The organism is Bordetella saccharivorans, assembly GCF_045862855.1.
In the GTDB taxonomy this organism is placed as follows: domain Bacteria; phylum Pseudomonadota; class Gammaproteobacteria; order Burkholderiales; family Burkholderiaceae_B; genus Bordetella_A; species Bordetella_A petrii_F.
Map to the genome: position 1 here is coordinate 2,253,080 of NZ_BAAFZO010000001.1, position 23,702 is coordinate 2,276,781.

General features: G+C 64.9%; 20 protein-coding genes and 1 tRNA gene. 16 read left to right on the forward strand and 5 right to left on the reverse strand.

Going from position 1 to position 23,702, the window contains the following annotated elements; genetic code table 11:
• Positions 1-13 precede the first annotated feature (13 nt).
• From ACKTT0_RS10855 to ACKTT0_RS10870, 4 genes are all read left to right on the forward strand, one after another.
• The gene (locus tag ACKTT0_RS10855) at positions 14-1,555 is read left to right on the forward strand and encodes an acyl-CoA carboxylase subunit beta (RefSeq protein WP_407849924.1); all 1,542 of its coding nucleotides are present in this window, start codon (positions 14-16) and stop codon (positions 1,553-1,555) included.
• A gap of 89 nt (positions 1,556-1,644) precedes the next feature.
• Positions 1,645-2,988 (forward strand): acetyl-CoA carboxylase biotin carboxylase subunit, encoded by a 1,344-nt coding sequence (locus ACKTT0_RS10860; protein WP_407849925.1) that lies wholly within the window; start codon positions 1,645-1,647, stop codon positions 2,986-2,988.
• Positions 2,989-3,030: 42 nt separating this feature from the next.
• Positions 3,031-3,264 carry an acyl-CoA carboxylase biotin carboxyl carrier protein subunit gene (locus tag ACKTT0_RS10865; protein WP_407849926.1) on the forward strand — a complete coding sequence of 78 codons (234 nt, stop codon included), beginning with the start codon at positions 3,031-3,033 and terminating at the stop codon, positions 3,262-3,264.
• Positions 3,251-4,522: a CaiB/BaiF CoA transferase family protein gene (locus tag ACKTT0_RS10870; RefSeq protein WP_407849927.1), complete on the forward strand. Its 1,272-nt coding sequence runs from the start codon at positions 3,251-3,253 to the stop codon at positions 4,520-4,522. Before ACKTT0_RS10865 ends, ACKTT0_RS10870 begins: the two co-directional genes overlap by 14 nt.
• 55 nt (positions 4,523-4,577) lie before the next feature.
• On the opposite strand, the gene ACKTT0_RS10875 is transcribed toward ACKTT0_RS10870, so the two are convergent.
• Positions 4,578-6,983 (reverse strand): glucose/quinate/shikimate family membrane-bound PQQ-dependent dehydrogenase, encoded by a 2,406-nt coding sequence (locus tag ACKTT0_RS10875; RefSeq protein WP_407849928.1) that lies wholly within the window; start codon positions 6,981-6,983, stop codon positions 4,578-4,580.
• 110 nt (positions 6,984-7,093) lie between these two features.
• Here ACKTT0_RS10875 and ACKTT0_RS10880 point away from each other — a divergent pair, with 110 nt between their 5' ends.
• A complete protein-coding gene (locus ACKTT0_RS10880; protein ID WP_407849929.1) occupies positions 7,094-7,417 on the forward strand; it encodes a copper chaperone PCu(A)C in 324 nt (107 codons plus the stop codon).
• Positions 7,418-7,636: 219 nt separating this feature from the next.
• Here ACKTT0_RS10880 and ACKTT0_RS10885 read toward each other — a convergent pair whose 3' ends face one another.
• Positions 7,637-8,389 carry an IclR family transcriptional regulator gene (locus tag ACKTT0_RS10885; RefSeq protein WP_231501755.1) on the reverse strand — a complete coding sequence of 251 codons (753 nt, stop codon included), beginning with the start codon at positions 8,387-8,389 and terminating at the stop codon, positions 7,637-7,639.
• Between the two features lie 225 nt (positions 8,390-8,614).
• On the opposite strand from ACKTT0_RS10885, the gene ACKTT0_RS10890 reads away from it, so the two are divergent.
• From ACKTT0_RS10890 to ACKTT0_RS10915, 6 genes are read left to right on the forward strand one after another with little or no spacing between them, the layout of a single operon-like run.
• Positions 8,615-9,937: an ArgE/DapE family deacylase gene (locus ACKTT0_RS10890; protein ID WP_407849931.1), complete on the forward strand. Its 1,323-nt coding sequence runs from the start codon at positions 8,615-8,617 to the stop codon at positions 9,935-9,937.
• Between the two features lie 37 nt (positions 9,938-9,974).
• Positions 9,975-11,585 carry an ABC transporter substrate-binding protein gene (locus ACKTT0_RS10895; protein ID WP_407849932.1) on the forward strand — a complete coding sequence of 537 codons (1,611 nt, stop codon included), beginning with the start codon at positions 9,975-9,977 and terminating at the stop codon, positions 11,583-11,585.
• Positions 11,582-12,559, forward strand: a complete 978-nt coding sequence (locus tag ACKTT0_RS10900; protein ID WP_028355262.1) for an ABC transporter permease — start codon at positions 11,582-11,584, stop codon at positions 12,557-12,559. The genes ACKTT0_RS10895 and ACKTT0_RS10900 overlap by 4 nt, the downstream gene beginning before the upstream one ends.
• Positions 12,556-13,398: an ABC transporter permease gene (locus ACKTT0_RS10905; protein WP_407849933.1), complete on the forward strand. Its 843-nt coding sequence runs from the start codon at positions 12,556-12,558 to the stop codon at positions 13,396-13,398. Before ACKTT0_RS10900 ends, ACKTT0_RS10905 begins: the two co-directional genes overlap by 4 nt.
• Positions 13,395-15,029: an ABC transporter ATP-binding protein gene (locus ACKTT0_RS10910; protein ID WP_407849934.1), complete on the forward strand. Its 1,635-nt coding sequence runs from the start codon at positions 13,395-13,397 to the stop codon at positions 15,027-15,029. Before ACKTT0_RS10905 ends, ACKTT0_RS10910 begins: the two co-directional genes overlap by 4 nt.
• The gene (locus ACKTT0_RS10915) at positions 15,019-16,452 is read left to right on the forward strand and encodes an amidase (RefSeq protein ID WP_407849935.1); all 1,434 of its coding nucleotides are present in this window, start codon (positions 15,019-15,021) and stop codon (positions 16,450-16,452) included. The genes ACKTT0_RS10910 and ACKTT0_RS10915 overlap by 11 nt, the downstream gene beginning before the upstream one ends.
• A 163-nt stretch (positions 16,453-16,615) precedes the next feature.
• On the opposite strand, the gene ACKTT0_RS10920 is transcribed toward ACKTT0_RS10915, so the two are convergent.
• A tRNA-Phe gene (locus ACKTT0_RS10920) sits at positions 16,616-16,691 on the reverse strand.
• Positions 16,692-16,856: 165 nt separating this feature from the next.
• Here ACKTT0_RS10920 and hemA point away from each other — a divergent pair.
• From hemA to ACKTT0_RS10945, 5 genes are all read left to right on the forward strand, one after another.
• Positions 16,857-18,131, forward strand: coding sequence for a glutamyl-tRNA reductase (gene hemA / locus ACKTT0_RS10925; protein WP_028355265.1), 1,275 nt, complete (start codon positions 16,857-16,859; stop codon positions 18,129-18,131).
• Positions 18,132-18,223: 92 nt separating this feature from the next.
• Positions 18,224-19,306, forward strand: a complete 1,083-nt coding sequence (gene prfA, locus ACKTT0_RS10930; RefSeq protein ID WP_028355266.1) for a peptide chain release factor 1 — start codon at positions 18,224-18,226, stop codon at positions 19,304-19,306.
• A 13-nt stretch (positions 19,307-19,319) separates the two neighbouring features.
• Positions 19,320-20,129 (forward strand): peptide chain release factor N(5)-glutamine methyltransferase, encoded by an 810-nt coding sequence (gene prmC, locus ACKTT0_RS10935; protein WP_407852414.1) that lies wholly within the window; start codon positions 19,320-19,322, stop codon positions 20,127-20,129.
• 36 nt (positions 20,130-20,165) lie between these two features.
• Entirely contained in the window at positions 20,166-20,495 is a 330-nt protein-coding gene (gene grxD, locus ACKTT0_RS10940; protein ID WP_407849936.1) for a Grx4 family monothiol glutaredoxin, read from the forward strand.
• A complete protein-coding gene (locus ACKTT0_RS10945) occupies positions 20,492-21,061 on the forward strand; it encodes a UbiX family flavin prenyltransferase (protein ID WP_028355269.1) in 570 nt (189 codons plus the stop codon). Before grxD ends, ACKTT0_RS10945 begins: the two co-directional genes overlap by 4 nt.
• A gap of 204 nt (positions 21,062-21,265) precedes the next feature.
• Here the strand turns inward: ACKTT0_RS10945 and ACKTT0_RS10950 are convergent, their stop codons facing one another.
• Both ACKTT0_RS10950 and ACKTT0_RS10955 read right to left on the reverse strand, forming a co-directional pair.
• Positions 21,266-21,817: a DUF934 domain-containing protein gene (locus ACKTT0_RS10950; protein WP_407849937.1), complete on the reverse strand. Its 552-nt coding sequence runs from the start codon at positions 21,815-21,817 to the stop codon at positions 21,266-21,268.
• On the reverse strand, positions 21,810-23,558 hold the full coding sequence (locus ACKTT0_RS10955; RefSeq protein ID WP_407849938.1) for a nitrite/sulfite reductase: 1,749 nt from the start codon (positions 23,556-23,558) through the stop codon (positions 21,810-21,812). The genes ACKTT0_RS10950 and ACKTT0_RS10955 overlap by 8 nt, the downstream gene beginning before the upstream one ends.
• Positions 23,559-23,702: the final 144 nt, after the last annotated feature.

A 23,702-nucleotide genomic window follows, 5' to 3' on the forward strand; every position in this document is an offset into this window, starting at 1 on the left:
CCATTTCAGATTCATGGAAGCAGACATGTTTGAAAAAGCTATCGAAGAACATGAAAACCGTCGGCGGCAGGCGCTCGCGATGGGTGGCAAGGAAAAATTGGCCAAGCGCGCCGCCGAAGGCATCCTGAATGCGCGCGAACGCATAGACCGGCTGGTGGACCCTGGCAGTTTTCATGAGGCCGGCCTGTTCGCAACCAGCATCCGGCCGGAGATGCGCGACCGCTCTCCGGCAGACGGCAAGATCGCGGGATACGGCAAGATCGGCGGGCGGGAAGTCGCCGTGGTGTCCAATGACTTCACGGTAATGGGCGCATCCAGCAGCAAGGTCAATTCGGCCAAGATGGGGCACGTCAAGCGTATTGCCACCCAGCGCGGCCTGCCGCTGGTGTTCCTGGGCGAATCGACTGGCGCGCGCATGCCCGACGTCATGGGCGCGGAAGGCGTGGCCAGCGGAGACCGCCCCACCCAATACCGGCGCACGCGCGAAACGCCGTGGGTGTCGGCCGTGCTGGGGCACTGTTATGGTTCGTCATCCTGGTACGCGGCGCTGGCGGATTTCGTCGTGATGCGCAAGGGCGCAATTACCGCGGTGTCCAGCGTCAAGCTCACGTCCCGCGCGATAAACGAGGCTGTCGACCCAGAAGCCCTGGGCGGCTGGAAGCTGCATACCGAGGTGACCGGCATGGTCGACCTGGCTGTAGAAACCGATGAACAAGCCATCGAAGCGGTGCAGAAGTTCCTGTCTTATCTGCCCAGCCACCATAACGAGGCGCCGCCAGTGCATCCGGTGCCGGAAGGCTCGGGCGCGGAGAGCCACCGCATTCTGGATATCCTGCCTGAATCACGGACGCAGGTTTATGACGTGCGGCGGATCCTGGCGCTCATCTATGACAAGGATTCGATCTTCGAGCTCAAGCCACGCTATGGCCGTTCTGTCGTGACGGCGCTGGCGCGCCTGAATGGGCGCACCGTGGGCATCGTGGCCAGCAATCCGATGCACAAGGGTGGGGCCATCGATCCCCAGTCCTGCGAAAAAGTCGTCAGTTTCCTGGTGCTGTGCGATTCGTTCAATATCCCGCTGATATTCATGGTGGACCAGCCGGGTTTCCTGATCGGCGTGGAAGGCGAACGCCAGGGAGCTATCGGCCGCGTGATGAATTGGATGAACGCTATATCGTTGGTCACGGTGCCGAAGATATCCGTGATCATGCGCAAGACCTATGGCCAAGCGGTACTGAACATGGGCGGTGGCGGCAATGCGGATGAGGTCATCGCCTGGTTCACCGCCGAAGTGAACTTCATGGACCCGCGTTCCGCCGTTTCTATCGTACATGGCGTCGACCCGGAGACAGAACCCGAGCGCTACGCGGAACTGCTGGCGGAGATGGCCAAGGGCACCAGTGCCTACGACGCCGCCGCGGTCTACAACGCGCATGCGGTGATACATCCCGCGCAGACCCGCGATCACCTGATACGTACGCTGGAAGTGCACCAGATGCGACTGTCGGGCGGCGTGGGCGAGCACTTGATGCGGACCTGGCCCACCAGTTACTGAAATCCTTGCGCTTGTCTCCGGCATGGCACCGGCTTGCCGCTGCCAATGGGGGCCCTGCGCGCTGCGTTGCGAACTCAGGAGATTCGACCGTGTTCAAGAAGGTGCTGGTTGCGAATCGGGCCGCTATCGCCGCCCGGGTCTTGCGTGCCTTGCGCATCATGGGGATTCCCTCCGTGGCGGTGTACTCGGAAGCCGATGCCCGGTTGCCGTACTTGGCTGAGGCAGACCAGAGCTACTGTATCGGCGGAGCCGAGCCAGTCCAGAGCTATCTCAATCAAGACGCCTTGCTGCGCGTGTTGCGCGAATCGGGCGCCGATGCGGTGCATCCAGGCTATGGATTTCTTTCCGAAAATCCCGAATTCGCCCGCCGGGTGCAGGCCGCCGGCGCGGTGTTCATTGGGCCGAGCCCGCAATGGATTGACGCCATGGGCCACAAGACCCGCGCGCGGGACCTGATGAGGCGGCATGGCATGCCGATGCCGCCTTGCTCGGAACTGCTGGACGGAGATCCGGCGCAAGCCCGGCGCCTGGCGCGGCAGATCGGCTATCCGGTCATGGTCAAGCCCGCCTCGGGCGGCGGCGGAATCGGCATGATGGCCGCGCGCGACGACGCAGAGCTGCTGAAGGCCATCGACCAGGCCGCCTCGATGGCGCGCCGCAGTTTCGGCGACGCCGGCTTGTATCTGGAACAGCTGCTGGAACGACCCCGCCATATCGAGTTCCAGGTGCTCGCTGACCGTGCCGGCAACGTGTGCCATCTGTTCGAACGGGATTGCTCAGTGCAGCGCCGCCACCAAAAGGTGATCGAAGAGTCGCCGGCACCGCTGCTGCCGCGGGGCCTTGTCGAGGCCGCGGGCCAGCAGATTGCCGGCGTGCTGGGCAAAATGGGCTACGACGTCATTGGTACGGTGGAAACACTCTACGCGCAGGACGGCGGATTCCAGTTCCTCGAAACCAATACCCGGCTGCAGGTGGAACACGCGGTTACCGAGGAGATTACCGGTATCGACCTGGTGCAGGCGCAGATCCGCTTGGCTGCGGGGGAACCGCTGCATCATGTCATCGACAGGCCGGTGGCGGTCGACGGCCACGCCATCGAGGCGCGCATCTACGCGGAAGACCCAGTGCGCTTTTTTCCTTCGCCCGGCACGCTCAAGGCACTGGAGTTTCCCAGCGGCGCGGGCATCCGTATAGAGACCGGTTTCGAGCAGGGCAGTACCGTTACGCCCTACTACGACCCCATGATCGCCAAGCTCATCGTGCATGCGCCGACGCGCGGTGCGGCGATCGCGCGACTGCAGGAAGCGTTGTCCGCGACCTGCATAGAAGGCGTCAAGCACAACATTCCATTCATCCAGCGAGTGCTGCAGGATCCAGCGTTCCGGCTCGGCAACGTGCACACGGGCCTGGCTGCGCAAGTACTGGCGGCTTGAGCGCTACGCACTCGGTAGCACGAATCCTTGGGAGCAAGAAGCATGGCAACTGCCAATCTGATCGCGGAAGTGACCGGAAAAGTATGGAAGATCCTGGTTGAAGTGGGCGGCGAGGTGAGGCCGGACGAACCTGTATTGATCGTCGAGTCCATGAAAATGGAGATCCCCGTGCTGAGCACCGGCGCCGGCCGCCTGTCGGAACTGTATGTCAAAGAAGGAGACGTAGTCGAGGACGGCCAGACAGTTGGCCAGATTGTCCTGGATGGCCAAGGATAAGGGGGAACATGCCATGAATACTGACACTGCCAGTCCGGCTCGCGACCATACTCCCCTGTCCGGCATCCGCGTCGTCGAGATCTGCACCACCATTGCGGGGCCCGCCTGCGGCAGACTGCTTGCCGATTTCGGCGCGGACGTCATCAAGATCGAGCCTCCTGACGGCGACCCGGTACGGCAGTTGGGCAGCCACGTGGACGCAGTGTCGCTTTATAGCGCGTCCATTCTGCGCAATAAGCGTTCCATTGCGATCGACCTCAAGACGGAAGAGGGGCACGAACTGGCGCGAGCCCTGATCCGGCGCGCCGACGTGGTGCTGGAGAACAACCGGCCCGGCGTACTGGAGCGCCTGGGCCTGGGCTACGAAGCTATCGCGGCCATCAAGCCCGACATCATCTATGCGCGCATCAGCGGCTATGGCCAGGACGGCCCCTGCGCGCACTTGCCCGGGTACGGCGCGATCTGCGAAGCCTACGGCGGCGTCCGCCACATGACCGGGGACCCCGACCGCCCGCCCTCGCGCGTGGCGCTGGCGACCACGGATTACCTCACCTCAGTCTATACGGCATTCGGGATCCTGGCGGCGCTGCGCTATCGTGACCGGACCGGCGAGGGGCAGGTGGTTGACGCGGCGCTATACGAAGCCGCCTTTACCCAGATGGAAGCGGTCGTCACGGCCTACGACAAACTGGGCAAAGTGCCGATGCGTCAGGGGCCGAACCTGCCGTCCATGGCGCCCAACAGCCTGTATTCCACCGCCGATGGCGGTTACGTACTGATCGCCGCCAACAGTAATGCCACGTTCGAACGGCTGGCCCGGGTGATGCAGCGCCCTGATCTCTTGACCGACCCCCGCTATTCGACAATACGGGCGCGCGGCCAGGCAGACAATATGCGCGCGATGGACACCCTGGTGGCCGATTGGGCGCGCCAGTACGACGGGCGTGAACTGGAAGCCATGCTGCAAGCTGCCGGAGTCCCCGTGTCCCGCGTCCTGACCGTGAAGGACATCTTCGAAGAAGAACACTATCGCGCGCGCGACATGATCGTGCCGGTGCCGCACGCCAGACTGGGCAGCATCAGCCAGATCGGAGTCGTACCCAAGCTGAGCCAATCGCCTGGCCGCATCCGGCATACCGGGCCTGAACTGGGCGGCAATACGCGCGAGATTCTGAGTGCCGAGCTTGGTCTGGAAGCGGCCCAGATAGCGAGACTGATTCAAGCCGGCGTCGTGCGCCAGGCCGGAGGCAAGGAATAAACGGCCGGCCACATGAAATGGTCAGACGCCCCTGTCCGGCCGGCCGCGCCGCCCTTCAATCCGGCAGTGCATACGCCACCAGGTAATCGCCCATCTTGGTGCCGAACGAGCCGTGGCCGCCGGCCATGACCACCACATATTGCTTGCCGTCGACGGCATAGGTCATCGGCGTGGCCTGCCCGCCGGCTGGCAGCCGCCCCTCCCACAGCAGATCGCCATCGGTGACGTCGAACGCGCGCAGGTAGTTGTCCTGCGTGGCCGCCACGAACATCAGGTTGCCGGCGGTCGAGATGGGGCCGCCCAGGCCCGGCACGCCGATCTTCAGCGGCGGCAGTTGGAACAGGTGCGGCAGGCTGTCGCGGATGGTGCCGATGCGCTTCTTCCACACCACCTCGTTGCTCTGCAGGTCCACGCCCACGACATAGCCCCAGGCGGGCGCCTTGCACGGCAGGCCCAGCGGCGACAGGAACGGATTCAGCTCCACGCCGTATGGCGTGCCGTACATGGGCTGAACGCCGCTTTCGGTGCCGGCGCCCTTTTCCTTGATGGGGCGGTTGGCGTCCTCGGGCACCAGCTTGGACACGAACGGCAGGCCGATCGGGTTCATCAGCGCCACCTGGCGATCCCGGTTCACCGACATGCCGCCCCACTCGAACACGCCCAGGTTGCCGGGGAACACCAGGGTGCCGTTCTCCGACGGCGGCGTGTAGATGCCGTCGTAATTCAGGCGCTTGAATATCACGCGGCACATCAGCTGGTCGAGCATCGTGGCGCCCCACATGTCCTTGTCGGTGAGCTTCGCCTGGGGAGCCAGGTTCAGCGCCGAGAACGGCTGCGTGGGGGAATAATGTTCATCCCGGGTCTGGGGGCCGCGCGCCACGCTCTGCGGCACGGCCTTCTCCGTCACCGGCACGATGGGCTGGCCATTGCGGCGATCCAGCACGAATACATTGCCGGTCTTGGTCAGCACATAGATCGCCGGCACGGTCTGGCCGTTCGCCAGCTTCACGTCCATCAGCGAGGGCTGCGCCGGCACGTCCATGTCCCACAGGTCGTGGTGGGTGGTCTGGAAATGCCAGATCAGGCGCCCGGTGGTGGCGTCCAGCGCCAGGATGGCGTTGGCGTAACGCTCCTTCAGCGGATCGCGGTCGCCGCCCCAGATGTCGGGGGTGCCCACGCCGGTCGGGACATAGACCACGTCGGCCTGCGCATCGTAGGCCAGCGGCGCCCAGGCATTGGGCGAATTGTGCACGAACTTGGTGTGTTCGCCCGGCATGGCGTTCGGATCTTCCGCCCCGGTGTCGAACACCCATTTCAGTTCGCCGGTGCGCACGTCGTAGCCGCGAATCACGCCGGAGGGCTCTTTGTTGGAGAAATTGTCCGTCACCGAGCCGCCGATGACGATGGTCGTCGCCGTCACCACTGGCGGCGAAGTCGGGTTGTAGCCGCCGGGATAGGCGTGCGGCATGCTTTCCTGCAGGTCGATCTCGCCATCGTCGCCAAAATCGCCGCATTTCTGGCCGTTGTCGGCATTCACCGCGACCAGGCGGCCATCGTTGGTGGGCAGCAGCACCTTGCGCGGGCACGCAGTCGACGCGGCGCCGCCCGCCTTGGCCAGGCTGGCCGGGAACCGCTCGGTGTTGCCGGCGTCGTGATAGGACACGCCGCGGCAAGTCAGGTGCTGGAAGGTCTTGTCGGCCTTGAGTTGCGGGTCGTAGCGCCACAGGCGCTTGCCGGTGGCGGGGTCGAGCGCGTCGAGGAACTGGTGCGGCGTGCACAGGAACAGCTTGTCGCCGACCTTGATGGGCGTGACCTCGTTGGTGGTCTCGGCGGAGTCGTTCTCGGTGCGGAAGTCGCCCGTGCGATAGGTCCACGCCACCTGCAGGTTCTTGACGTTCTCGTCGTTGATCTGCGCCAGCGGCGAATAGCGCACGCCACCTTCGGTGCGCCCGTAGGACGGCCAGTCCTCATCCGCCACGCCGGGCACGGGCTGCGCCTGGGCCGGCTGCGCGCGGCTCAGCGTGCCATTGATTTCCTGCGGGTCATTGAATATGCCGTAGCCCAGCACCGCCAGCATGCCCGCCATGGCGGCGCCCATGGCGAACTTGGCGGGACGCGGCGCCGCAAAGCCGCGCGTGGCGGGCGGCAGCAAGAGCCACAGGCCGAACAGGAACAGCAGGCCGTAGCGCGGCGCCAGCGCCCAGAAATCGGCGCCGACCTCCCATACCCCCCAGGCCAGCGTGGCCGCCAGGGCCAGCGCATAAAGCCACAGCCCCGGCTCGCGGTGGCGCCAGAGATATGCCGCGCTGGCCAGTAGCCCGATGCCCAGCAGGGCGTAATACCACGAGCCCCCCAGCGCCGCCAGCCAGACGCCTCCCAGTAGCGAATAGAGTGCAATGAGGAGCAGGACCACCCAGCCTATGACCTGGGACACGCTCCTGTGTTGATTGTTGGCATTCATGGAAGTGCTCCTTAATCAACGTGCAGCAGCCTACTGGTTGCCACAATACCACCGCTAAACGCTATTTGCAGTGTCATCGGGCCGGGCGCGCGTCTCGCTGCGCGCCGCCCATGTCCGATGCCGCCGGCACAACCGAAATCCACGAAATGGCCCTGCAGGGCGATGTCATGAAAATGCGGCAGATCGATGGGCTGGACCTGCCAGCCGGACAGGATGTGGAGCTCAAGCCGGGCGGCTACCACCTGATGTTGCTGGAGCTGAAGCAACAGGTCCGGGTCGGCGAGCAGATCCCGATATCGCTGGTTCTCGAGGTCGGAGGCAAGCGCCAGACCGTGCGGCTGCAAGCGCCCGTCCGGCCGCTGGCCAGCCGCGTGCCGTCGTCCCAGCCTGGTCATGGTATGCCTGGCCATGAAAACGGGAAAGGACCCAACTGATGAGTGCGAGGCCGGCTCCTGCGGCGCGCTGGGGCCGGCGATGGTGGGTGTCCGGTTCCCCTATTTGGTCACGAATGACTGCTTCGCCCACCGATCCTTGTAAATCGCGGTCCATCCGCGATGCGGACAAGTTACTGCGGTCCGCCACCATGACCCTGGAGCGGTGTGCTGCCTCGTGCGAGACCTGCGTCAATATGCAGGACGCGGCCGCAAGACGGCTCATTTTGAACTGAGCGCCTGCGCAGCACTGATGACCAAAGGCCCGAAACGCTGGGCAAAATCTTCCGGCGTCCATTGCGACAGCTGGCCATAGATGTGAATGGCGGCTGTCGGTAGCCCGGTGTGGTCTATCACGGCCGCGGCTACGGCCAGCTCGCCCAGCAGGGATTCTTGTACGGTCATGGCATACCCGTCGAGGCGTGCCTGGGCGATTTTCTTGCGGATTTCACTAGGTTCCACAATGGTGTGCGGCGTGGCCGCTACCAGGTCGGATCGGGCAAGAATATCGTCGACGCGTTCGTCGGGCAGGCTCGCCATGATGGCCCGGCCCGAGCATGTGCGGTACACCGGCATGGTGCGGCCCACCAGGGTGGCGAAATAATAGCGGCGCCGTGTCTGGCGGCGTAGCGCATACACGATGTTCAGATCGTCGTGCAGGCTCAGGTCCACGCCTTCCTCGGCTTCTTGCTGCAGCTCGATCAGAACCGGATTCGCGCGCTCGATCAGGGGGTTGCTGCGCAGGTAGTCGAAGGTGCGGTGCAGGAACTTCTTGCCGAGCACATAGCCGCGCTGGTTCGGGCCGCGCTCCAGATAGCCCAGCGCCGTCAGCGTATGCAGCATGCGCAGGGTGGAGTTGCGGTCCAGATTGGAAATCTCCATCAGTTCATTCAGGCTCAGCGGGCCGGGCCGCACAGCGAAGGCTTCGATGATGTCGAACGCCTTGGCCACGGATTGATTGAATCGGGTGTCCATACGGACCATTGGCTTACCTCAATAGCGTTTGGCAGGGATGCCCCATGTTAGGGAAATCTCTGCCTTGTCGTGCCTTGTCAGCATCTATCTAAGACCCTATTATGTCATTAATCGACTTTTAAGTATCAATATTTGATCCTTATGGGATTGGGCCGGTAATCCACCCACGCAGTCATTGGCAGATTGCGACATGGCTGGCCGTCTCAACGGCCGACGGAGTGCGAAATGAGCGAAGTGCAAACACGTACATTACCCGCCCAGGCCATTGAGGCCGCAGTTGACGGGTTGGAGCACTACCTGACCGACACTTTGTCGCGCTTCGTCCAATGCCGCAGCCTGCCGGGACAGGAAACTCCCGCGGGCGAGTTCTTGGAGGTCGAACTGGCCAAGCTGGGTCTGCGGAGCGAACGCATTGCCTTGCGTACCGAAGATATCGAAAACCTGCCGCTTTATTCGCCCGCCTGCTGCCCCGACGGCGGCCGTTTCAATGTGCTGGCTTGCCATGAGCCTGCGCAGGTCACCGGTCGTTCGGTACTGTTCAATGGTCACCTGGACGTCGTGCCGACCGGGCCCGAAGAGTTTTGGAGCGAATCGCCTTTCAAGGGCGGCTTGCACGATGGCTGGTTGTACGGCCGCGGCGCGGGCGACATGAAAGCCGGTATCGTATGCGCGTTGGCGGCTTTCAAGGCGCTGCAAGAGCTGGGCGTGCAACCAGCCGGAGTGGTGGGGTTCAACGGCGTGCTCGAAGAAGAAAGCACGGGCAACGGCACCTTGGCAACCGTGTCGGCGCTCAAGAGCGCCATCGGGGCCGCGCGGCTCGCTTCATTCGACGCAGTTCTCATTCCCGAGCCTACGCAAGAGGGCCTGATGTCAGCCCAGCTGGGGGTGTTCTGGCTGTACGTCGAGATCGTCGGCAAGCCGGCCCACGCATCCCTGATGACAACGGGCATCAATCCGGTGAACATAGGCCTGCGCATCGTCGATGCCATCAAGGGCATAGAGCATGAATGGAACCTGCCCGAAAATCGTCATCCCGCGTACCGCGATCATGCGCACCCCATCAACTTCAACCTTGGCCAGATTCATGCCGGCGACTGGAATTCTTCGGTACCCAGCGTATGTACCCTCGGCCTGCGCCTGTCGTGTTATCCCGACATGCCTATCGAAACGGCCAAGGCACGCATCGAGGCGTGCATACGCCAAGTAGAGCAAGAGCTCGCCCAGCCCGATACCCAGGTCCGGATCCGCTATGAAGGCTTTCATGCTCCCGGTTGCGAGTACGACCTCGATGTGCCGCCGCTGCGGCTGCTGGCCGAGGCGCACCAGCGCGTCACCGGCGAGGCACCCAGGTCGGTAGCGCTCACGGGCACGACCGACGGGCGGCATTTCCGCTTGATGATGGACGTGCCCGTCACCTGCTATGGGCCGGTGTCGCGCAATTATCACGGGTTCAATGAGAGTGTCAGCGTGCATAGCATGTTGCGCGTGGCCAAGACGTATGCGTTGTTTCTGAACGATTGGTGCGGAGTTCAGCCCAGACTGGGCTGAACTCCGCCATACATCCGAGATCGTCGAGGGGGTAATCATGCAACTGGTCAATCAGGCCCGTAGGGCCATCGTCAAATGCGCGCTCGCGGCGGCGGTCGCCACCGCCACGTTCGCCAATCTGCCCGCGCAGGCTGCCGAAACGCCGCAGTACGGCGGCGTGCTCACGGCGATTCTGCATCCCGAGCCGCCCAGCCTGATTCTGGCGCTGCAGCAAGTGGCGGGCACGCAGATGGTGGGAGGCAAGATCTTCGAGAGCCTGCTGACCTATTCGTTCGACCTCAAGCCGCTGCCCAGCCTCGCCAAGTCGTGGGAAGTGTCCGACGACAGGCTCACGTACACGTTCCATCTGCAGCCTGGTGTGACCTGGCACGACGGGAAACCGTTCTCGTCGGCGGATGTGGTGTTTTCGTATGAAAAGGTGTTGTCCAAGACGCCGCGCACCCGTGGGCTGATGGAGAACGTCGAATCGCTCACCGCGCCGGACGCGGATACCGTAGTCTTCAAGCTAAAAGAGCCGTATGCGGCCTTTTTGTATGCGTTCGATATCGGCGGCGGCGCCATCTTGCCGAAGCATCTGTACGATGTGGACACGCCCATCGCCCAGAATCCGAACAATGCGCATCCCATCGGCACCGGACCGTTCAAGTTCAAGAAATGGGAGCGCGGCTCTTACATAGAACTCGTGAAGAACGAGAACTACTGGAAGCCGGGCCGGCCTTACCTCGATGGCATCACGTATCGCATGATACCCGACGCCGCCTCGCGCCGGTTGGCCATCGAGCAGGGCACCGTGATGCAGGCATGGCTGCATGACCTCGAGCCGGTGGATGTGCCTCGCGTGGCTAAGCTGCCCAACTTGAAGCACACCAACAAGGGCTACGAGTACTGGTCGACAATGCAGTGGATCGAACTGAACAACACGCGCCCACCCTTCAATGACAAGCGCTTTCGCCAGGCGCTGATGTATGCGATCAATCGCCAGTTCATCGCCGACAAAATCCTGTTCGGCCAGGGAGTGGTGGCAAGCGGGCCCATTCACCACAACACGCGCTTCTATGACGCCAACGTCAAGAAGTACGACTATGACCCCGAGAAGGCGGTGGCTCTGCTCGACGAAATGGGCCTCAAGCCGAACGCCGACGGCGTGCGCGTGTCGGTCAGCATGATTCCGACGCCGTATGGCGAGATGCACCGCCGCGTGGCCGAGTACATCAAGCAGAACTTGTCCAAGGTCGGCATCGCGCTCAATCTGGAAAGCACCGATGTGGGTGGTTGGGTATCGCGCGTGGGAAACTGGGATTTCGATATGGCCGGCAATGGCGTGTTTCAGTACGCTGATCCCGCCATAGGCGTGGCGCGCACTTATATGGGAAGCAATATCCGCAAAGGGGTGATGTTCAGCAACACCTCTCAGTACAACAACCCGAAAGTCGACGAGTTGTTCGATCTGGCGGCCAAGGCGGGTGACGATGCGGACCGGCAGAAGTATTACTCGGAAGTGCAGCGCATTCTCGTCGAGGACGTGCCGTTGGTGTGGTTGATCGACACCAAGTACGGCACCGTCCTGAACAAGCGCGTACACGGCGCCATTACCACGGCCCTGGGCGCGGCGGACACCTATAGCGACGCCTGGTTGTCGAAAGAATGAGCAAGCTGGCCGGCTTCCTGGGCAGGCGCGTGTTCAAGAGCATTTTGGTGCTCTTGATGATCGCCATGTTCAATTTCTTCCTGGTCCGGGCGGCGCCCGGCGATCCGGCCGAGATCCTGGCGGGCCAGTCGGGGGCGGCCGACGCCGAGTACATCGCCAAGCTGCGCCAGGATTTCGGGCTGGACAAGCCCTTGCCCGTGCAACTGGTGTCCTACTTGAAAGACATCGCTTCTTTCGACCTGGGTTATTCCCATCGTCAGCAGGCGCCGGTGGCGACACTCATCATGGAGCAATTGCCGGCCACCCTGGTGCTTACCCTGACCTCGTTCGCCTTCGCACTGCTCGTGGGAGTGGCGTTGGGCGTGCAGGCGGCGCTGCGGGTGGGCAAATGGGGCGACACCATCATCACCACGCTGGCCATGCTCGCCTACGCCACGCCGATTTTCTGGGTGGGGCTGATGCTGGTGCTGGTGTTTTCGGTGCAGTTGCAATGGCTGCCCGCGTTTGGCTACGAAAGTGTGGGGGCAAACCTCACGGGCTTTGCGCGGTTCGCTGATATTGCACGCCATTTGATGCTACCCGCCCTTACGCTGGGCATGTTCTATATGGCCGTCTATGCGCGCCTCACCCGCGCGTCCATGCTGGAGATCCGCCAGCTAGATTTCGTCAAGACCGCCGTCGCCAAGGGGCTGTCCGAACGCACGGTAATCGTGCGCCACGTACTGCGCAACGCCTTGCTGCCCATCATTACCTATGCGGGCATCCAGGCTGGCCATCTCATCGGCGGGTCTTTGCTGGTGGAGACGGTGTTCGCCTGGCCCGGGATCGGACGGCTGGCGTTCGATGCCCTGGTGCAGCGCGATTACAGCGTGCTGCTCGGCGTCTTCTTTGTCGCCTCCGTCGTCGTCGTGGTGGTCAACCTGTTCACCGACATTCTCTATACGATCGCCGACCCCAGGATCGAACTGAAATGAAGCGCTTCTTTCATGGATTCTGTCACAACAAGGGCGGTTTCATCGGCTTGAGCGTTCTTGTCCTCGTGACCCTGCTGGCCGTTTTCGCTCATTGGATTTTTCCGGACAGCCCTTGGGACATCGTCAACGCGCCCTACATGCCGCCGCTGTCCGACGATGCACTGCTGGGCACGGACACCTTGGGCCGGGATATTGCCACCGGCATCGCCTATGGCGCGCGGGTAACCCTGGTGCTGGCCCTGGTGTCGACTGCTGTGTCCATTCTGCTGGGCATTACCGTGGGGTCGGTCGCTGGCTTCTACGGCGGCAAGGTCGATCAGGTCATCGTCGGGTTTATCGAGCTGTTCCAGACCATTCCGGGGTTCTTTCTGGCAGTGGTGCTCGTGGCCATTCTCACCCCCAGTATCGGCACCGTGATCCTGGCGATCGCGCTGGTTTCGTGGCCGCCGCTGGCGCGCCTGGTGCGCGCCGAGTTCATGAGCATGAAACACCGCGAGTTTGTCGAAGCCGCGATACTGAGCGGCCAATCCAACGTTCGCATCATACTCACGCAGATCCTGCCCAACAGCCTTTCGCCGGTGATTGTGTCAGGATCGCTGATGGTGGCCAGCGCCATCTTGCTGGAGTCTGCGCTGAGCTTCCTGGGGCTGGGCGATCCCAACACCATGACCTGGGGATACATCATTGGCGCATCGCGAAGCGTGCTGCGTGACGCATGGTGGATGAGCGTGTTTCCGGGCATTGCCATTCTGGTGACCGTCCTGGCCCTCAACTTGGTGGGCGAAGCGCTCAACGATGCGCTCAACCCCAAACTGGCGCGCAAGCGAGCAAGCTCATGAGCGTACTGCTGGAAGTCCGCGACTTGGTTATTTCTGTCGTGCAGGATGAGCAGCCTGTTGTGAAAGGCGTTACCTACAGCGTCAACCAGAACGAAATTCTTTGCGTCGTCGGCGAGTCGGGTTCGGGCAAGTCGGTCACGGCGCATGCGCTGATGGGGTTGCTGCCAGCAGGCGAGCTGCGGGTAAAGAGCGGCAGCATCCGTTATCGCGGGCGGGAGCTGACCGGGCTCGTGTCCAAGGACTGGCAGGACCTGCGCGGCAAGTCGTTCGGCATGGTGTTCCAGGAGCCGATGACGGCCCTGAACCCCATCATGCGCATCGGCCGCCAGGTCGACGAGGTGCTCGAGCGTCATACCGATATGCCGGTCGAGGCGCGTCGCGCCAAGGTGCTGCAGCTGTTTCGAGAGGTGATGCTGCCCGATCCCGAGAAGCTCATCGACGCCTACCCTTTCCAGCTGTCGGGCGGCCAGCGCCAGCGCGTGGTGATTGCCATGGCGCTGGCGATGGAGCCCGACATACTCATTGCCGACGAACCTACCACGGCGCTCGATGTCACGACTCAGGCCCAGATCCTGGCCATGATCAAGGACATCCAGGCGCGCATGGGCATAGGGGTGATTTTCATCACTCACGATTTCGGCGTGGTGGCCGAGATCGCCGACCGCATCGTGGTAATGCGCCATGGCCAGGTGGTAGAGCAGGGCGCTGCGGCAGACATCCTGAATCGTCCGCAGGCGGCCTATACGCGCCAGTTGATTGCCGCCGTGCCGCACAAACCCGAGGGCAAGGTGGTGGCATCGCCCACTTCGGCGCTGATGGTGATCGAGAACCTGCGCAAGACTTTTCGTACCGATCGGGGGCGCCAAGTGCAGGCGTTGAAGAATATTTCGCTGGCTATTCAGCGAGGCGAAACCGTAGGTCTTGTGGGCGAATCGGGGTCGGGCAAGTCCACCCTGGGGCGCGCGCTCACCGGACTGATCCCTCCCGACGGCGGCAGCGTAAAACTGGATGGCCACGAGCTCGTGGGCCTGTCGCCCCGCGACTGGCACAAGTATCGGCGCCAGATCCAGATGGTGTTCCAGGACCCTTATGCCTCGCTGAATCCACGCCACCGCATCGTTGACGCGGTAGCCCAGGGGCCTATTGCCTACGGCGAGCCGCGTACCAAGGCCCGCGCCGATGCGCGTGCGCTGCTTGAGCTCGTGGGCTTGGGCGGGGATGCCGCCGATCGCTATCCGCACCAGTTTTCCGGGGGGCAGCGCCAGCGCGTGGGTATTGCCCGCGCGCTGGCCTTGCGCCCGCGTCTGCTGGTGGCCGACGAGGCCGTCTCGGCGCTCGACGTGTCCATTCAGGCACAGGTGCTCGACCTGCTCAAGACCGTCAGCGGGCAGTTTGACCTGGCTGTCCTGTTCATTACCCACGATTTGCGAGTCGCCGCCGAGATCTGCGACCGCATTGCCGTGATGCGCCAGGGCGAACTGGTGGAGCTGGGGCGCGCGACCGACATTTTCTATCGTCCCCAGCACGAGTACACGCGACGCCTGATCGACTCCATTCCTGGCAGGCAATGGTCCAAGCCGGACCTCGCTCAACCTGACTCCTTGCAAGGACCTATAGCTTATGCAACATGATGAGTACGAATCCCTGGACGGCCTGGGTATGGCTGCCCTGCTCAAGTCGGGCGATATCACTACCGAGGACCTGATGCGCTGCGCCGTGGAACTGGGGCGCAGCAGGGGGAGCGCCCTCAATGCGCTGTGCTACGAGCAATACGAAGGCTCGCTTGAATTGGCGCGGAACTGGCAGCCGCGCGGCGCATTTCGCGGCATTCCGTTCTTGCTGAAGGATTCGGGGCTGCCGTCCACGCGCTTTCCGTCCAGCCTAGGTTCGCGCCTGCTCAACGACACCACCTACGAGTGCAACGGCACCGTGACGGACCGCTTCGAGCAGGCGGGCCTGATTGCTTTCGCGCGCTCTACCGTGCCGGAGTTCTGCATGGGCGCCACGACCGAGGCGGTGCGCAACGGCGGGCCCACCCGCAATCCCTGGGACCTCGACCGCTCCGCGGGGGGGTCGAGCGGCGGCGCGGCGGCGGCCGTGGCTGCGCGCATCGTGCCGCTGGCTCATGGCAGCGATGGCGGCGGTTCGATCCGCATTCCGGCAGCGTGCTGCGGCGTGTATGGCCTGAAGGCCTCGCGCGGCCGCGTTCCGATGGGGCCGTTGCGCGGCGAAGGTTGGGGCGGCATGGCCACCGATGGCGTGCTGAGCCTGAGCGTGCGCGACACCGCCGCCGCCATGGACGCCATTGCGGGCTATGAGCCCGGCGCTCCCTATGCTTGCCCGCCCCAGACTGGCTCGTATCTGGATGCTGTGGCGGAAGCGCCCGTCAAGCCATTTCGCATCGCTGTCTGGCGGTCAGCCTGGAACGACATCGCGGTGGCTCCGGAGCCATTGCAGGCGGTGGAGGGTGCGGCCGAATTGTTGCGCGACCTGGGGCACACCGTCGTCGATTCCGCGCCTCCGCCCATCGATTACGAGGCATTCGTGCGCGCGCACGCGTGCATCTTGGCCAGCAATATCGTGCTGTCGGTGGATACGCGACTGAAGCTGGCCGGCAAGTCGCTGCAGGCCGACGATCTGGAACCCGCGATGATATCGGGCTACGAGTTCGGCAAAACCATCGGTGCCGACGAATACATTGCCAGCGTGAACCGGCTGCATGCCATCGGCCGAGCCATGGAAACCTATATGCAGGAGTTCGACCTGGTGTTGGCTCCGGCGCTGACCGAGCTGCCAGTGAAACTGGGCGAACTTTCCATGCAGCGCGGCGCGTTTCTCGAGCTGCGCCACAGGGTATCGCGCTATGCCACTTTCATGGCTGTCTTCAATGCATCGGGTCAGCCTGCCGCCAGTCTGCCCTTGTTTGCCACGTCCGGGGGCGTTCCCGTTGCCGCGCAATTGGTGGGCCGTTTCGGCCGTGAGGACGTGATCCTGCAGGTGTCGGCTCAGCTCGAGCGCGTGGCGCCCTGGCGGGGGCGTAAGCCGGCATTCTGATGTTGGAAGATGCCATTCTTTCGGCTCGGCTCAGGATCGCGAGCCTTCCCCATGTGGACAGGGGCTCCACGCCTTCTTGGAATAAACCCCGCCACGGGGCTCTTTGTTAATTCCCTGACACAATAAGAAAATGCCCAGCCTTTCAGGCTGGGCATCGAATCCGTGGTGGCCTGGGGCGGAATCGAACCACCGACACGCGGATTTTCAATCCGCTGCTCTACCAACTGAGCTACCAGGCCAACGAAGTCCGCAACTATACACAATTTTCTTGATCTGTGCAGGCTCGGGTAGCGCCGGCCGGCCGATCGGTTACCCCCGGGATAACCCGGAGGGGTATAATTTTGATCGACCCAATGTTACAAATGTGCCGTCGCCCCGGGGCGGCGGCCATTGTCCCGCGTTCCATGTCCGTCGCTGTTCTTGCTTTCGGTCTGAATCACACGTCCGCGCCCGTCTCGGTGCGCGAACGCGTTTCCATGCCGGTCGACCTGGTGCGGCCGGCGCTCGAAGGCCTGCGCTCGGCTTTCGGCGGGGCGGTGCGCGAAGCGGCCATCCTGTCCACCTGTAACCGCACCGAAGTCTATTGCGCCGCCGAGGCCCAGGTGGCCGAGCAGTTGCCGGCCTGGCTGGCCGACCACAACCGCATCGAGGCTGGCGCGCTCAACCCGCACCTGTACCGCCACCAGCAGGACGAGGCCGTGCGCCATGCGTTCCGCGTGGCCAGCGGGCTCGACTCCATGGTGCTGGGCGAGCCGCAGATCCTCGGCCAGATGAAGGACGCGGTGCGCGCCGCCGGCGAGGCCGGCTCGCTGGGCACGCTGCTGCACCAGTTGTTCCAGCGCACTTTCTCGGTGGCCAAGGAAGTCCGCTCGCAGACCGCCATCGGCGCGCATTCGGTGTCCATGGCGGCGGCGGCCGTGCGGCTGGCCGAGCGGGTGTTCGGCAACCTGGAAGAGGCCCGCACGCTGTTCATCGGCGCCGGCGAAATGATCGAGCTCTGTGCCACCCATTTCGCCGCGCAGCGCCCGCGCAGCATGGTGGTGGCCAACCGCACCGCGGAACGCGCGGAATTGCTGGCCGGGCGGTTCTCGGCCGGCACCATGAAGCTGGCCGACCTGCCCGAGCGCCTGGCCGAATTCGATGTCATCGTGTCCTGTACGGCCAGTTCGCTGCCCATATTGGGCCTGGGCCTGGTCGAGCGCGCCACGCGCCAGCGCCGCCACCGGCCCATCGTCATGATCGACCTGGCCGTGCCGCGCGACATCGAGCCCGAGGTCGGCCGCCTCGACGACGTCTACCTGTACTCGGTGGACGACCTGGGCCGCCTGGTGCAAAGCGGCACCGACGCGCGCCGCGCGGCGGTGGTGCAGGCCGAGGCCATCATCGAAACCCGCGTCCAGGGCTTCATGCACTGGATGCAATCGCGCGAGGTGGTGCCCGTCATCCGCGACCTGCACCAGGCCGCCGAGGACGTGCGCGCCGCCGAACTCGAACGCGCCCGCCGCCTGCTGGCGCGCGGCGAGTCGCCCGAGGCCGTGCTGGACCAGCTCGCTCACGGGCTCACCCAGAAGTACCTGCACGGCCCGCTGGCGGCGTTGAACCGCAGCGAGGGCGAGGAGCGCAAGCAGTTGCTCGCCTGGATGCCGCGCCTGTTTCCCGGCCGCGATTCGCGCCGTTAGCGCCGCTGTCCCGATGCCCGCCCCTTGGCGGGCGTTCGTTTTCCGGGCGCCCGCTTTCCGCTAATCCGCTATTCGCCTTTCTGGTATTCCCTATGAAATCTTCCATGCGCAGCCGGCTGGAACAGCTGTCCCACCGCCTGATCGAGGTCGATGCCCTGCTGGCCGAACCCGAGACCGCTGCCGATATGGAACGCTTTCGCAAGCTGTCGCGCGAGCGCGCCGAGCTGGAGCCGGTGGTGCAGGCCTACGGCCAGTTCGCCCGCACCGAGGAGGACCTGGCCACTGCGCAGGAAATGCTGGCCGACCCGGACATGAAGGCGATGGCCGAGGAAGAGCTCAAGTCCGGCCGCGAGCGCCTTGAAAAGCTCGAGGCGGAACTACAGGTGCTGCTGCTGCCGCGCGATCCCAACGACGGGCGCAGCCTGTTCCTGGAAATCCGCGCCGGCACGGGCGGCGACGAGAGCGCGCTGTTCTCGGGCGACCTGCTGCGCATGTATTCGCGCTACGCCGAGCAGCGCGGCTGGCGCGTCGAACTGATGTCGGAAAGCCCGTCCGAATTGGGCGGCTACAAGGAAGTGATCGCGCGCATCGACGGCGACGGCGCGTACGGCCGGCTGAAGTTCGAGTCGGGCGCGCACCGCGTGCAGCGAGTGCCCGCCACCGAGGCGCAGGGCCGCATCCATACCTCGGCCTGCACGGTGGCGGTGATGCCCGAGGCCGACGCGATGGGCGAGATTGTCATCAACCCGGCGGACCTGCGCATCGATACGTTCCGCGCCAGCGGGGCCGGCGGCCAGCACATCAACAAGACCGATTCGGCGGTGCGTATCACCCACTTGCCGACCGGGCTGGTGGTGGAATGCCAGGACGACCGCTCGCAGCACCGCAACAAGGACAAGGCCATGCAGGTGCTGGCCGCGCGCCTGAAGGACCGCGAGCTGCGCGAGCGCCAGAGCAAGGAAGCCGCCGAGCGCAAGAGCCTGGTGGGGTCGGGCGACCGGTCCGAGCGCATCCGCACCTATAACTTCCCGCAGGGCCGCGTCACCGATCATCGCATCAACCTGACGCTGTACAAGCTGCAGCAGATCATGGAAGGCGATCTGGAAGAACTGACCGGCGCCCTGATCGCCGAACACCAGGCCGAGCAGTTGGCGGCGCTGGGGGACGAGCTCTGACGTGGACCGCCCGATCCTGCAAACCTTCCTGCAGGACCCGCGCCTGCCGCGCCTGGAGGCGCGCATGCTGCTGGAACACGTGTTGCAAAAGCCACGCGCCTGGATGCTGGCGCACGACACCGACCCGATCGAGCCCTGGCAGGCGCAGCAGTACCAGGCCCTGGTGACGCGCCGCCTGGCCGGCGAGCCCATGGCGTACCTGGTGGGCCACCGCGAGTTCATGGGGCACGATTTCGCGGTCACGCCGGACGTGCTGATCCCGCGGCCCGAGACCGAGCTGCTGGTCGAGACCGCGCTGCAGTGGCTGGCCGGCCATCCCGAGGCCGCCGTGCTCGACCTGGGCACGGGCAGCGGGGTGATCGCCGTGTCGATCGCCCTGGGCGCGCCGCAAGTGGTGTCGGTGACCGCCACCGACGCCAGCGCGGCGGCGCTGCAGGTGGCGGTGCGCAATGCCGCGCGCCTGGGCGCGCGGGTCGATTTCGCGCAGGGCAGCTGGTATGACGCCCTGCCGGCGCGGGCCCGCTACGACCTGATCGTCTCCAACCCGCCGTACATTGCCCGCGACGACGAGCACATGCGGCGCGGCGACCTGCGCTTCGAGCCGCGCCGTGCCCTGACCGACGGCGCCGACGGCCTGCGCGACCTGGCCGCCATCGTGGCCGGCGCGGCCGCCCGGCTGCGCCCCGGCGGCGCCCTGTGGGTGGAGCACGGCTGGGACCAGGCCGCCGCGGTACGGCAGTTGCTGCTTGCCGCCGGCTTCGGCCAGGTGGCCAGTCGGCGCGACCTGGCCGGAATCGAGCGGATTTCCGGCGGGTCCCTATAATGGATTCATTCCGCTTTTCCTGTTTGTGAGACCACCATGAGCGACGTGCAAGAATTCATCCGCGAAACCGTCACGCAGCACCCCGTCGTGCTGTTCATGAAGGGCAGCGCGCAGTTTCCGCAATGCGGGTTCTCGGGCCGCGCGATCCAGATCCTGAAAGACTGTGGCGTGAAGAAACTCGTCACCGTGAACGTGCTCGAGGACGACGAAGTGCGCCAGGCCATCAAGGAATATTCCAACTGGCCGACCATTCCGCAGCTGTACGTCAGCGGCGAGTTCATCGGCGGTTCGGACATCATGACCGAGATGAACGAGAGCGGCGAACTGAAGACGCTGCTGGACGGCGCCGGCGCCACGACCGCATGACGTCCCCGCGACGGCTGGTCGTCGGCATCACGGGCGCCACCGGCGCCCTGTACGCGGTGCGCCTGCTGCAGGCGCTGCGCGGCGTCGACGACGTCGAGTCGCACCTGGTGGTGTCCGCCTCGGGCGTGCTGAACATCAAGCACGAGCTCGACATCGGCCGCCACGAAGTCCAGGCCCTGGCCGACCACGTGCACAGCGTGCGCGACGTGGGGGCCACGCTGGCCAGCGGCGCCTTCCAGACCGCCGGCATGGTGATCGTGCCGTGCTCGATGCGCACGCTGGCCGCCGTGGCGCACGGGCTGTCGGACAACCTCATCACGCGCGCGGCCGACGTCACCCTGAAAGAGCGGCGCCGCCTGGTGCTGATGGTGCGCGAAACGCCGTTCAACCTGGCGCACCTGCGCAACATGACCGCCGTCACGGAAATGGGCGGCATCATCTTCCCGCCGCTGCCGGCGTTCTATCACCGCCCCGAGTCGATCGAGCAGATGGTCGACCACACCGTCGCGCGCGTGCTGGAATTGTTCGACATCCACGTGCCCGGCCCGCATTGGGAAGGCATGTAGGCGCGTTCGCATGCCGGGTGGTTTTCCTGGCCTCCACGCAACTGTTTCAGGTGTCAGGCACCCGCAGGGTGCCTGACACCTCTCAGCCACCCGAGTGTGCGGCCGCTATTCCGACGGCATAGGTGTCAGACACCCCATGGGGTGTCTGACACCTCGGTGCGTGCGGCCCTGCGTCGGGCGCACACGCCTCGTCTGCCGTACAGGTCAGGCGGCCAGCAGTTCCGGCGGCCGGGGCTTGGGATAGGTCTTCTGGTAGTGCACCGTGAAGGTCTTGAACGCCGCCAGGGCCTGGTGCGGGTCGTGGCCCGGCTTGACCAGGAAGCTGTCGAAGCCGACGCGCGCCTGGTAGTGGATGGTGTCGATCATGACGTCGCCCAGCGCGCGCAGCTCGCCTTGCCAGCCGTGGCGCGTGCGCAGCAGTTGCGCTAGCGAGTAGCCGCGCCCGTCGGTGTAGAGGGGGAAGTCGATGGCGATGAAGGCGATGCCTTCGGGCACCCGGCCCGCCTCGCCGACCAGGTCTTGCAGGTTGGTGGCCGGCGCCAGCAGCACCGCCACCGGATGCCGGCGCTGGCGCAGCGTGTCGCGCGCCGCGTTCCAGACCGGCAGGGGGACGATCCAGCCCGGTTCGTCGGGCGGCAGCTGGGCGCCGGGCTCGCTGTCGGCTTCGGGTGCGAATACGCGCGCATCGTTGTCTTGCAGGCGGCCGTGGCGGATCAGGTGGGGCACGCCATCGTTGGCGGCAATGGCATCAGGCATGGGCAACCTCGCGGGCTTGCGCCGGGGCGGACTTGGCCACCGCCGGGTCGGAATAGACGTCTTCTTTGAACGGAGCGATGCCGACGCGGTCGACCACGTCGATGAAGCGCTCGGCGTCGCTGTCGCGCAGGCGCAGGTAGGTGCGCACCAGTTGCTCGACCACGTCGGGCACTTGCTCGCGCGCGAACGAGGGGCCGATGATGCGGCCGATGGCGGCGCCGCCGCCGCGCAGCGATTGCAGGTCGGGCAGCGGCTTGGCCGCGCCGTTCTGGCGGCCGCCGATGGTCACCTGATACCACTCCTCGCCGTTCTTGTCGACGCCGAGGATGCCGATATGGCCGACGTGGTGGTGGCCACAGGCGTTGATGCAGCCCGAGATGTTGAGGTCGAGCTCGCCGATTTCGAACAGGTAGTCCAGGTTGTCGAAGCGGCGCTGGATGGCTTCGGCCACCGGGATCGAGACGGCGTTGGCCAGGGCGCAGAAGTCGCCGCCGGGGCACGAGATGATGTTGGTCAGCAGGCCGATGTTGGGCGTGGCCATGTTGAGCGCGCGCAGTTCCTGCCACAGCTCGAACAGCTGCGCGCGGCGCACGTCGGCCAGCACCAGGTTCTGCTCGTGCGAGACGCGCACTTCGCCATGGCCGTAGCGTTCGGACAGGTCGGCCACGGCTTCCATCTGGTCGGCCGTGATGTCGCCGGGCGGCACGCCGGTGGGCTTGAGCGACAGGGTGACGGCGGCATAGCCTGGCACTTTGTGGGCATGCACGTTGCGGCGCAGCCAGTGCGCGAAGGCCGGGTGGGCCGCCGCGTGCATCTCAGTGGGGTCGGGCTCGCCGGCGGCGGCCGCGTCGTATGCGGGCCAGGTGAAGCGGCCGGCGATGGTGTCGACGTATTCCTGGGTCAGCGTGTCCGGGCCGCCCTTGATCAGCTGCCACTGTTCGTCGACTTGCCGGGCGTAGACTTCCGGCGTCAGGTCCTTGACCAGGATCTTGATGCGCGCCTTGAACTTGTTGTCGCGCCGGCCGTGCATGTTGTAGACCCGCAGCGCGGCCTGCAGGTAGGTGAGCAGGTGCTGCCATTCGACGAACGGGTTGATCAGGTGCCCGACCATGGGGGTGCGGCCCAGGCCGCCGCCCACCCAGACGCGAAAGCCCAGCACGCCGTCGCGCTCGACGGCCTGCAGGCCGATGTCGTGCACGCCGACGGCGGCGCGGTCTTCCTCGGCGCCGCTGACCGCGATCTTGAACTTGCGCGGCAGGAAGGCGAATTCGGGGTGCAGCGTGGACCACTGGCGGATGATCTCGCACCACACCAGCGGGTTCACCAGTTCGTCGGGCGCGATGCCGGCGAAGTGGTCGGAGGTGGTGTTGCGGATGCAGTTGCCGCTGGTCTGGATGGAGTGCATCTGCACCTTGGCCAGTTCGGCCAGGATGGTCGGCACGTCTTCCAGCCTGGGCCAGTTGAACTGCATGTTCTGGCGCGTGCTGAAGTGGCCGTAGCCGCGGTCCCAGGTGCGCGCGATGTGCGCCAGCGTGCGCAGCTGCCGCGCGGCCAGCAGGCCGTAGGGGATGGCGATGCGCAGCATGGGCGCGTGGCGCTGGATGTACAGGCCGTTCTGCAGGCGCAGGGTGCGGAAATCGTCTTCGCTGAGCTGGCCGTTCAGGAAGCGCTGGGTCTGGTCGGTGAACTGCGCGACGCGCTGTTCGACGAGTTGTTGATCGACGGGATCGTACACATACATGGCAGGTTGCCCTTGTGGGGGCGCCCGGTGGGGCGCTGGGGAACAACCTGCGGCGGGCAGTAGGCCGGCACGGGCGGGGCGGACGCGCGAACGCGCCGCCGCCCGGCGCCGCAGGGTTCTATGCTCATAACCGTAACAGCCGCT

Bases quoted from the DNA above. Each gene is read 5' to 3' on its own strand.
- ACKTT0_RS10855 (WP_407849924.1), top strand. From the start codon at position 14: ATGGAAGCAGACATGTTTGAAAAAGCTATCGAAGAACATGAAAACCGT.
- ACKTT0_RS10865 (WP_407849926.1), top strand. From the start codon at position 3,031: ATGGCAACTGCCAATCTGATCGCGGAAGTGACCGGAAAAGTATGGAAG.
- ACKTT0_RS10870 (WP_407849927.1), top strand. From the start codon at position 3,251: ATGGCCAAGGATAAGGGGGAACATGCCATGAATACTGACACTGCCAGT.
- ACKTT0_RS10875 (WP_407849928.1), bottom strand. From the start codon at position 6,983: ATGAATGCCAACAATCAACACAGGAGCGTGTCCCAGGTCATAGGCTGG.
- ACKTT0_RS10880 (WP_407849929.1), top strand. From the start codon at position 7,094: ATGTCCGATGCCGCCGGCACAACCGAAATCCACGAAATGGCCCTGCAG.
- ACKTT0_RS10885 (WP_231501755.1), bottom strand. From the start codon at position 8,389: ATGGACACCCGATTCAATCAATCCGTGGCCAAGGCGTTCGACATCATC.
- ACKTT0_RS10890 (WP_407849931.1), top strand. From the start codon at position 8,615: ATGAGCGAAGTGCAAACACGTACATTACCCGCCCAGGCCATTGAGGCC.
- ACKTT0_RS10895 (WP_407849932.1), top strand. From the start codon at position 9,975: ATGCAACTGGTCAATCAGGCCCGTAGGGCCATCGTCAAATGCGCGCTC.
- ACKTT0_RS10900 (WP_028355262.1), top strand. From the start codon at position 11,582: ATGAGCAAGCTGGCCGGCTTCCTGGGCAGGCGCGTGTTCAAGAGCATT.
- ACKTT0_RS10905 (WP_407849933.1), top strand. From the start codon at position 12,556: ATGAAGCGCTTCTTTCATGGATTCTGTCACAACAAGGGCGGTTTCATC.
- ACKTT0_RS10910 (WP_407849934.1), top strand. From the start codon at position 13,395: ATGAGCGTACTGCTGGAAGTCCGCGACTTGGTTATTTCTGTCGTGCAG.
- ACKTT0_RS10915 (WP_407849935.1), top strand. From the start codon at position 15,019: ATGCAACATGATGAGTACGAATCCCTGGACGGCCTGGGTATGGCTGCC.
- hemA (WP_028355265.1), top strand. From the start codon at position 16,857: ATGTCCGTCGCTGTTCTTGCTTTCGGTCTGAATCACACGTCCGCGCCC.
- prfA (WP_028355266.1), top strand. From the start codon at position 18,224: ATGAAATCTTCCATGCGCAGCCGGCTGGAACAGCTGTCCCACCGCCTG.
- grxD (WP_407849936.1), top strand. From the start codon at position 20,166: ATGAGCGACGTGCAAGAATTCATCCGCGAAACCGTCACGCAGCACCCC.
- ACKTT0_RS10945 (WP_028355269.1), top strand. From the start codon at position 20,492: ATGACGTCCCCGCGACGGCTGGTCGTCGGCATCACGGGCGCCACCGGC.
- ACKTT0_RS10950 (WP_407849937.1), bottom strand. From the start codon at position 21,817: ATGCCTGATGCCATTGCCGCCAACGATGGCGTGCCCCACCTGATCCGC.
- ACKTT0_RS10955 (WP_407849938.1), bottom strand. From the start codon at position 23,558: ATGTATGTGTACGATCCCGTCGATCAACAACTCGTCGAACAGCGCGTC.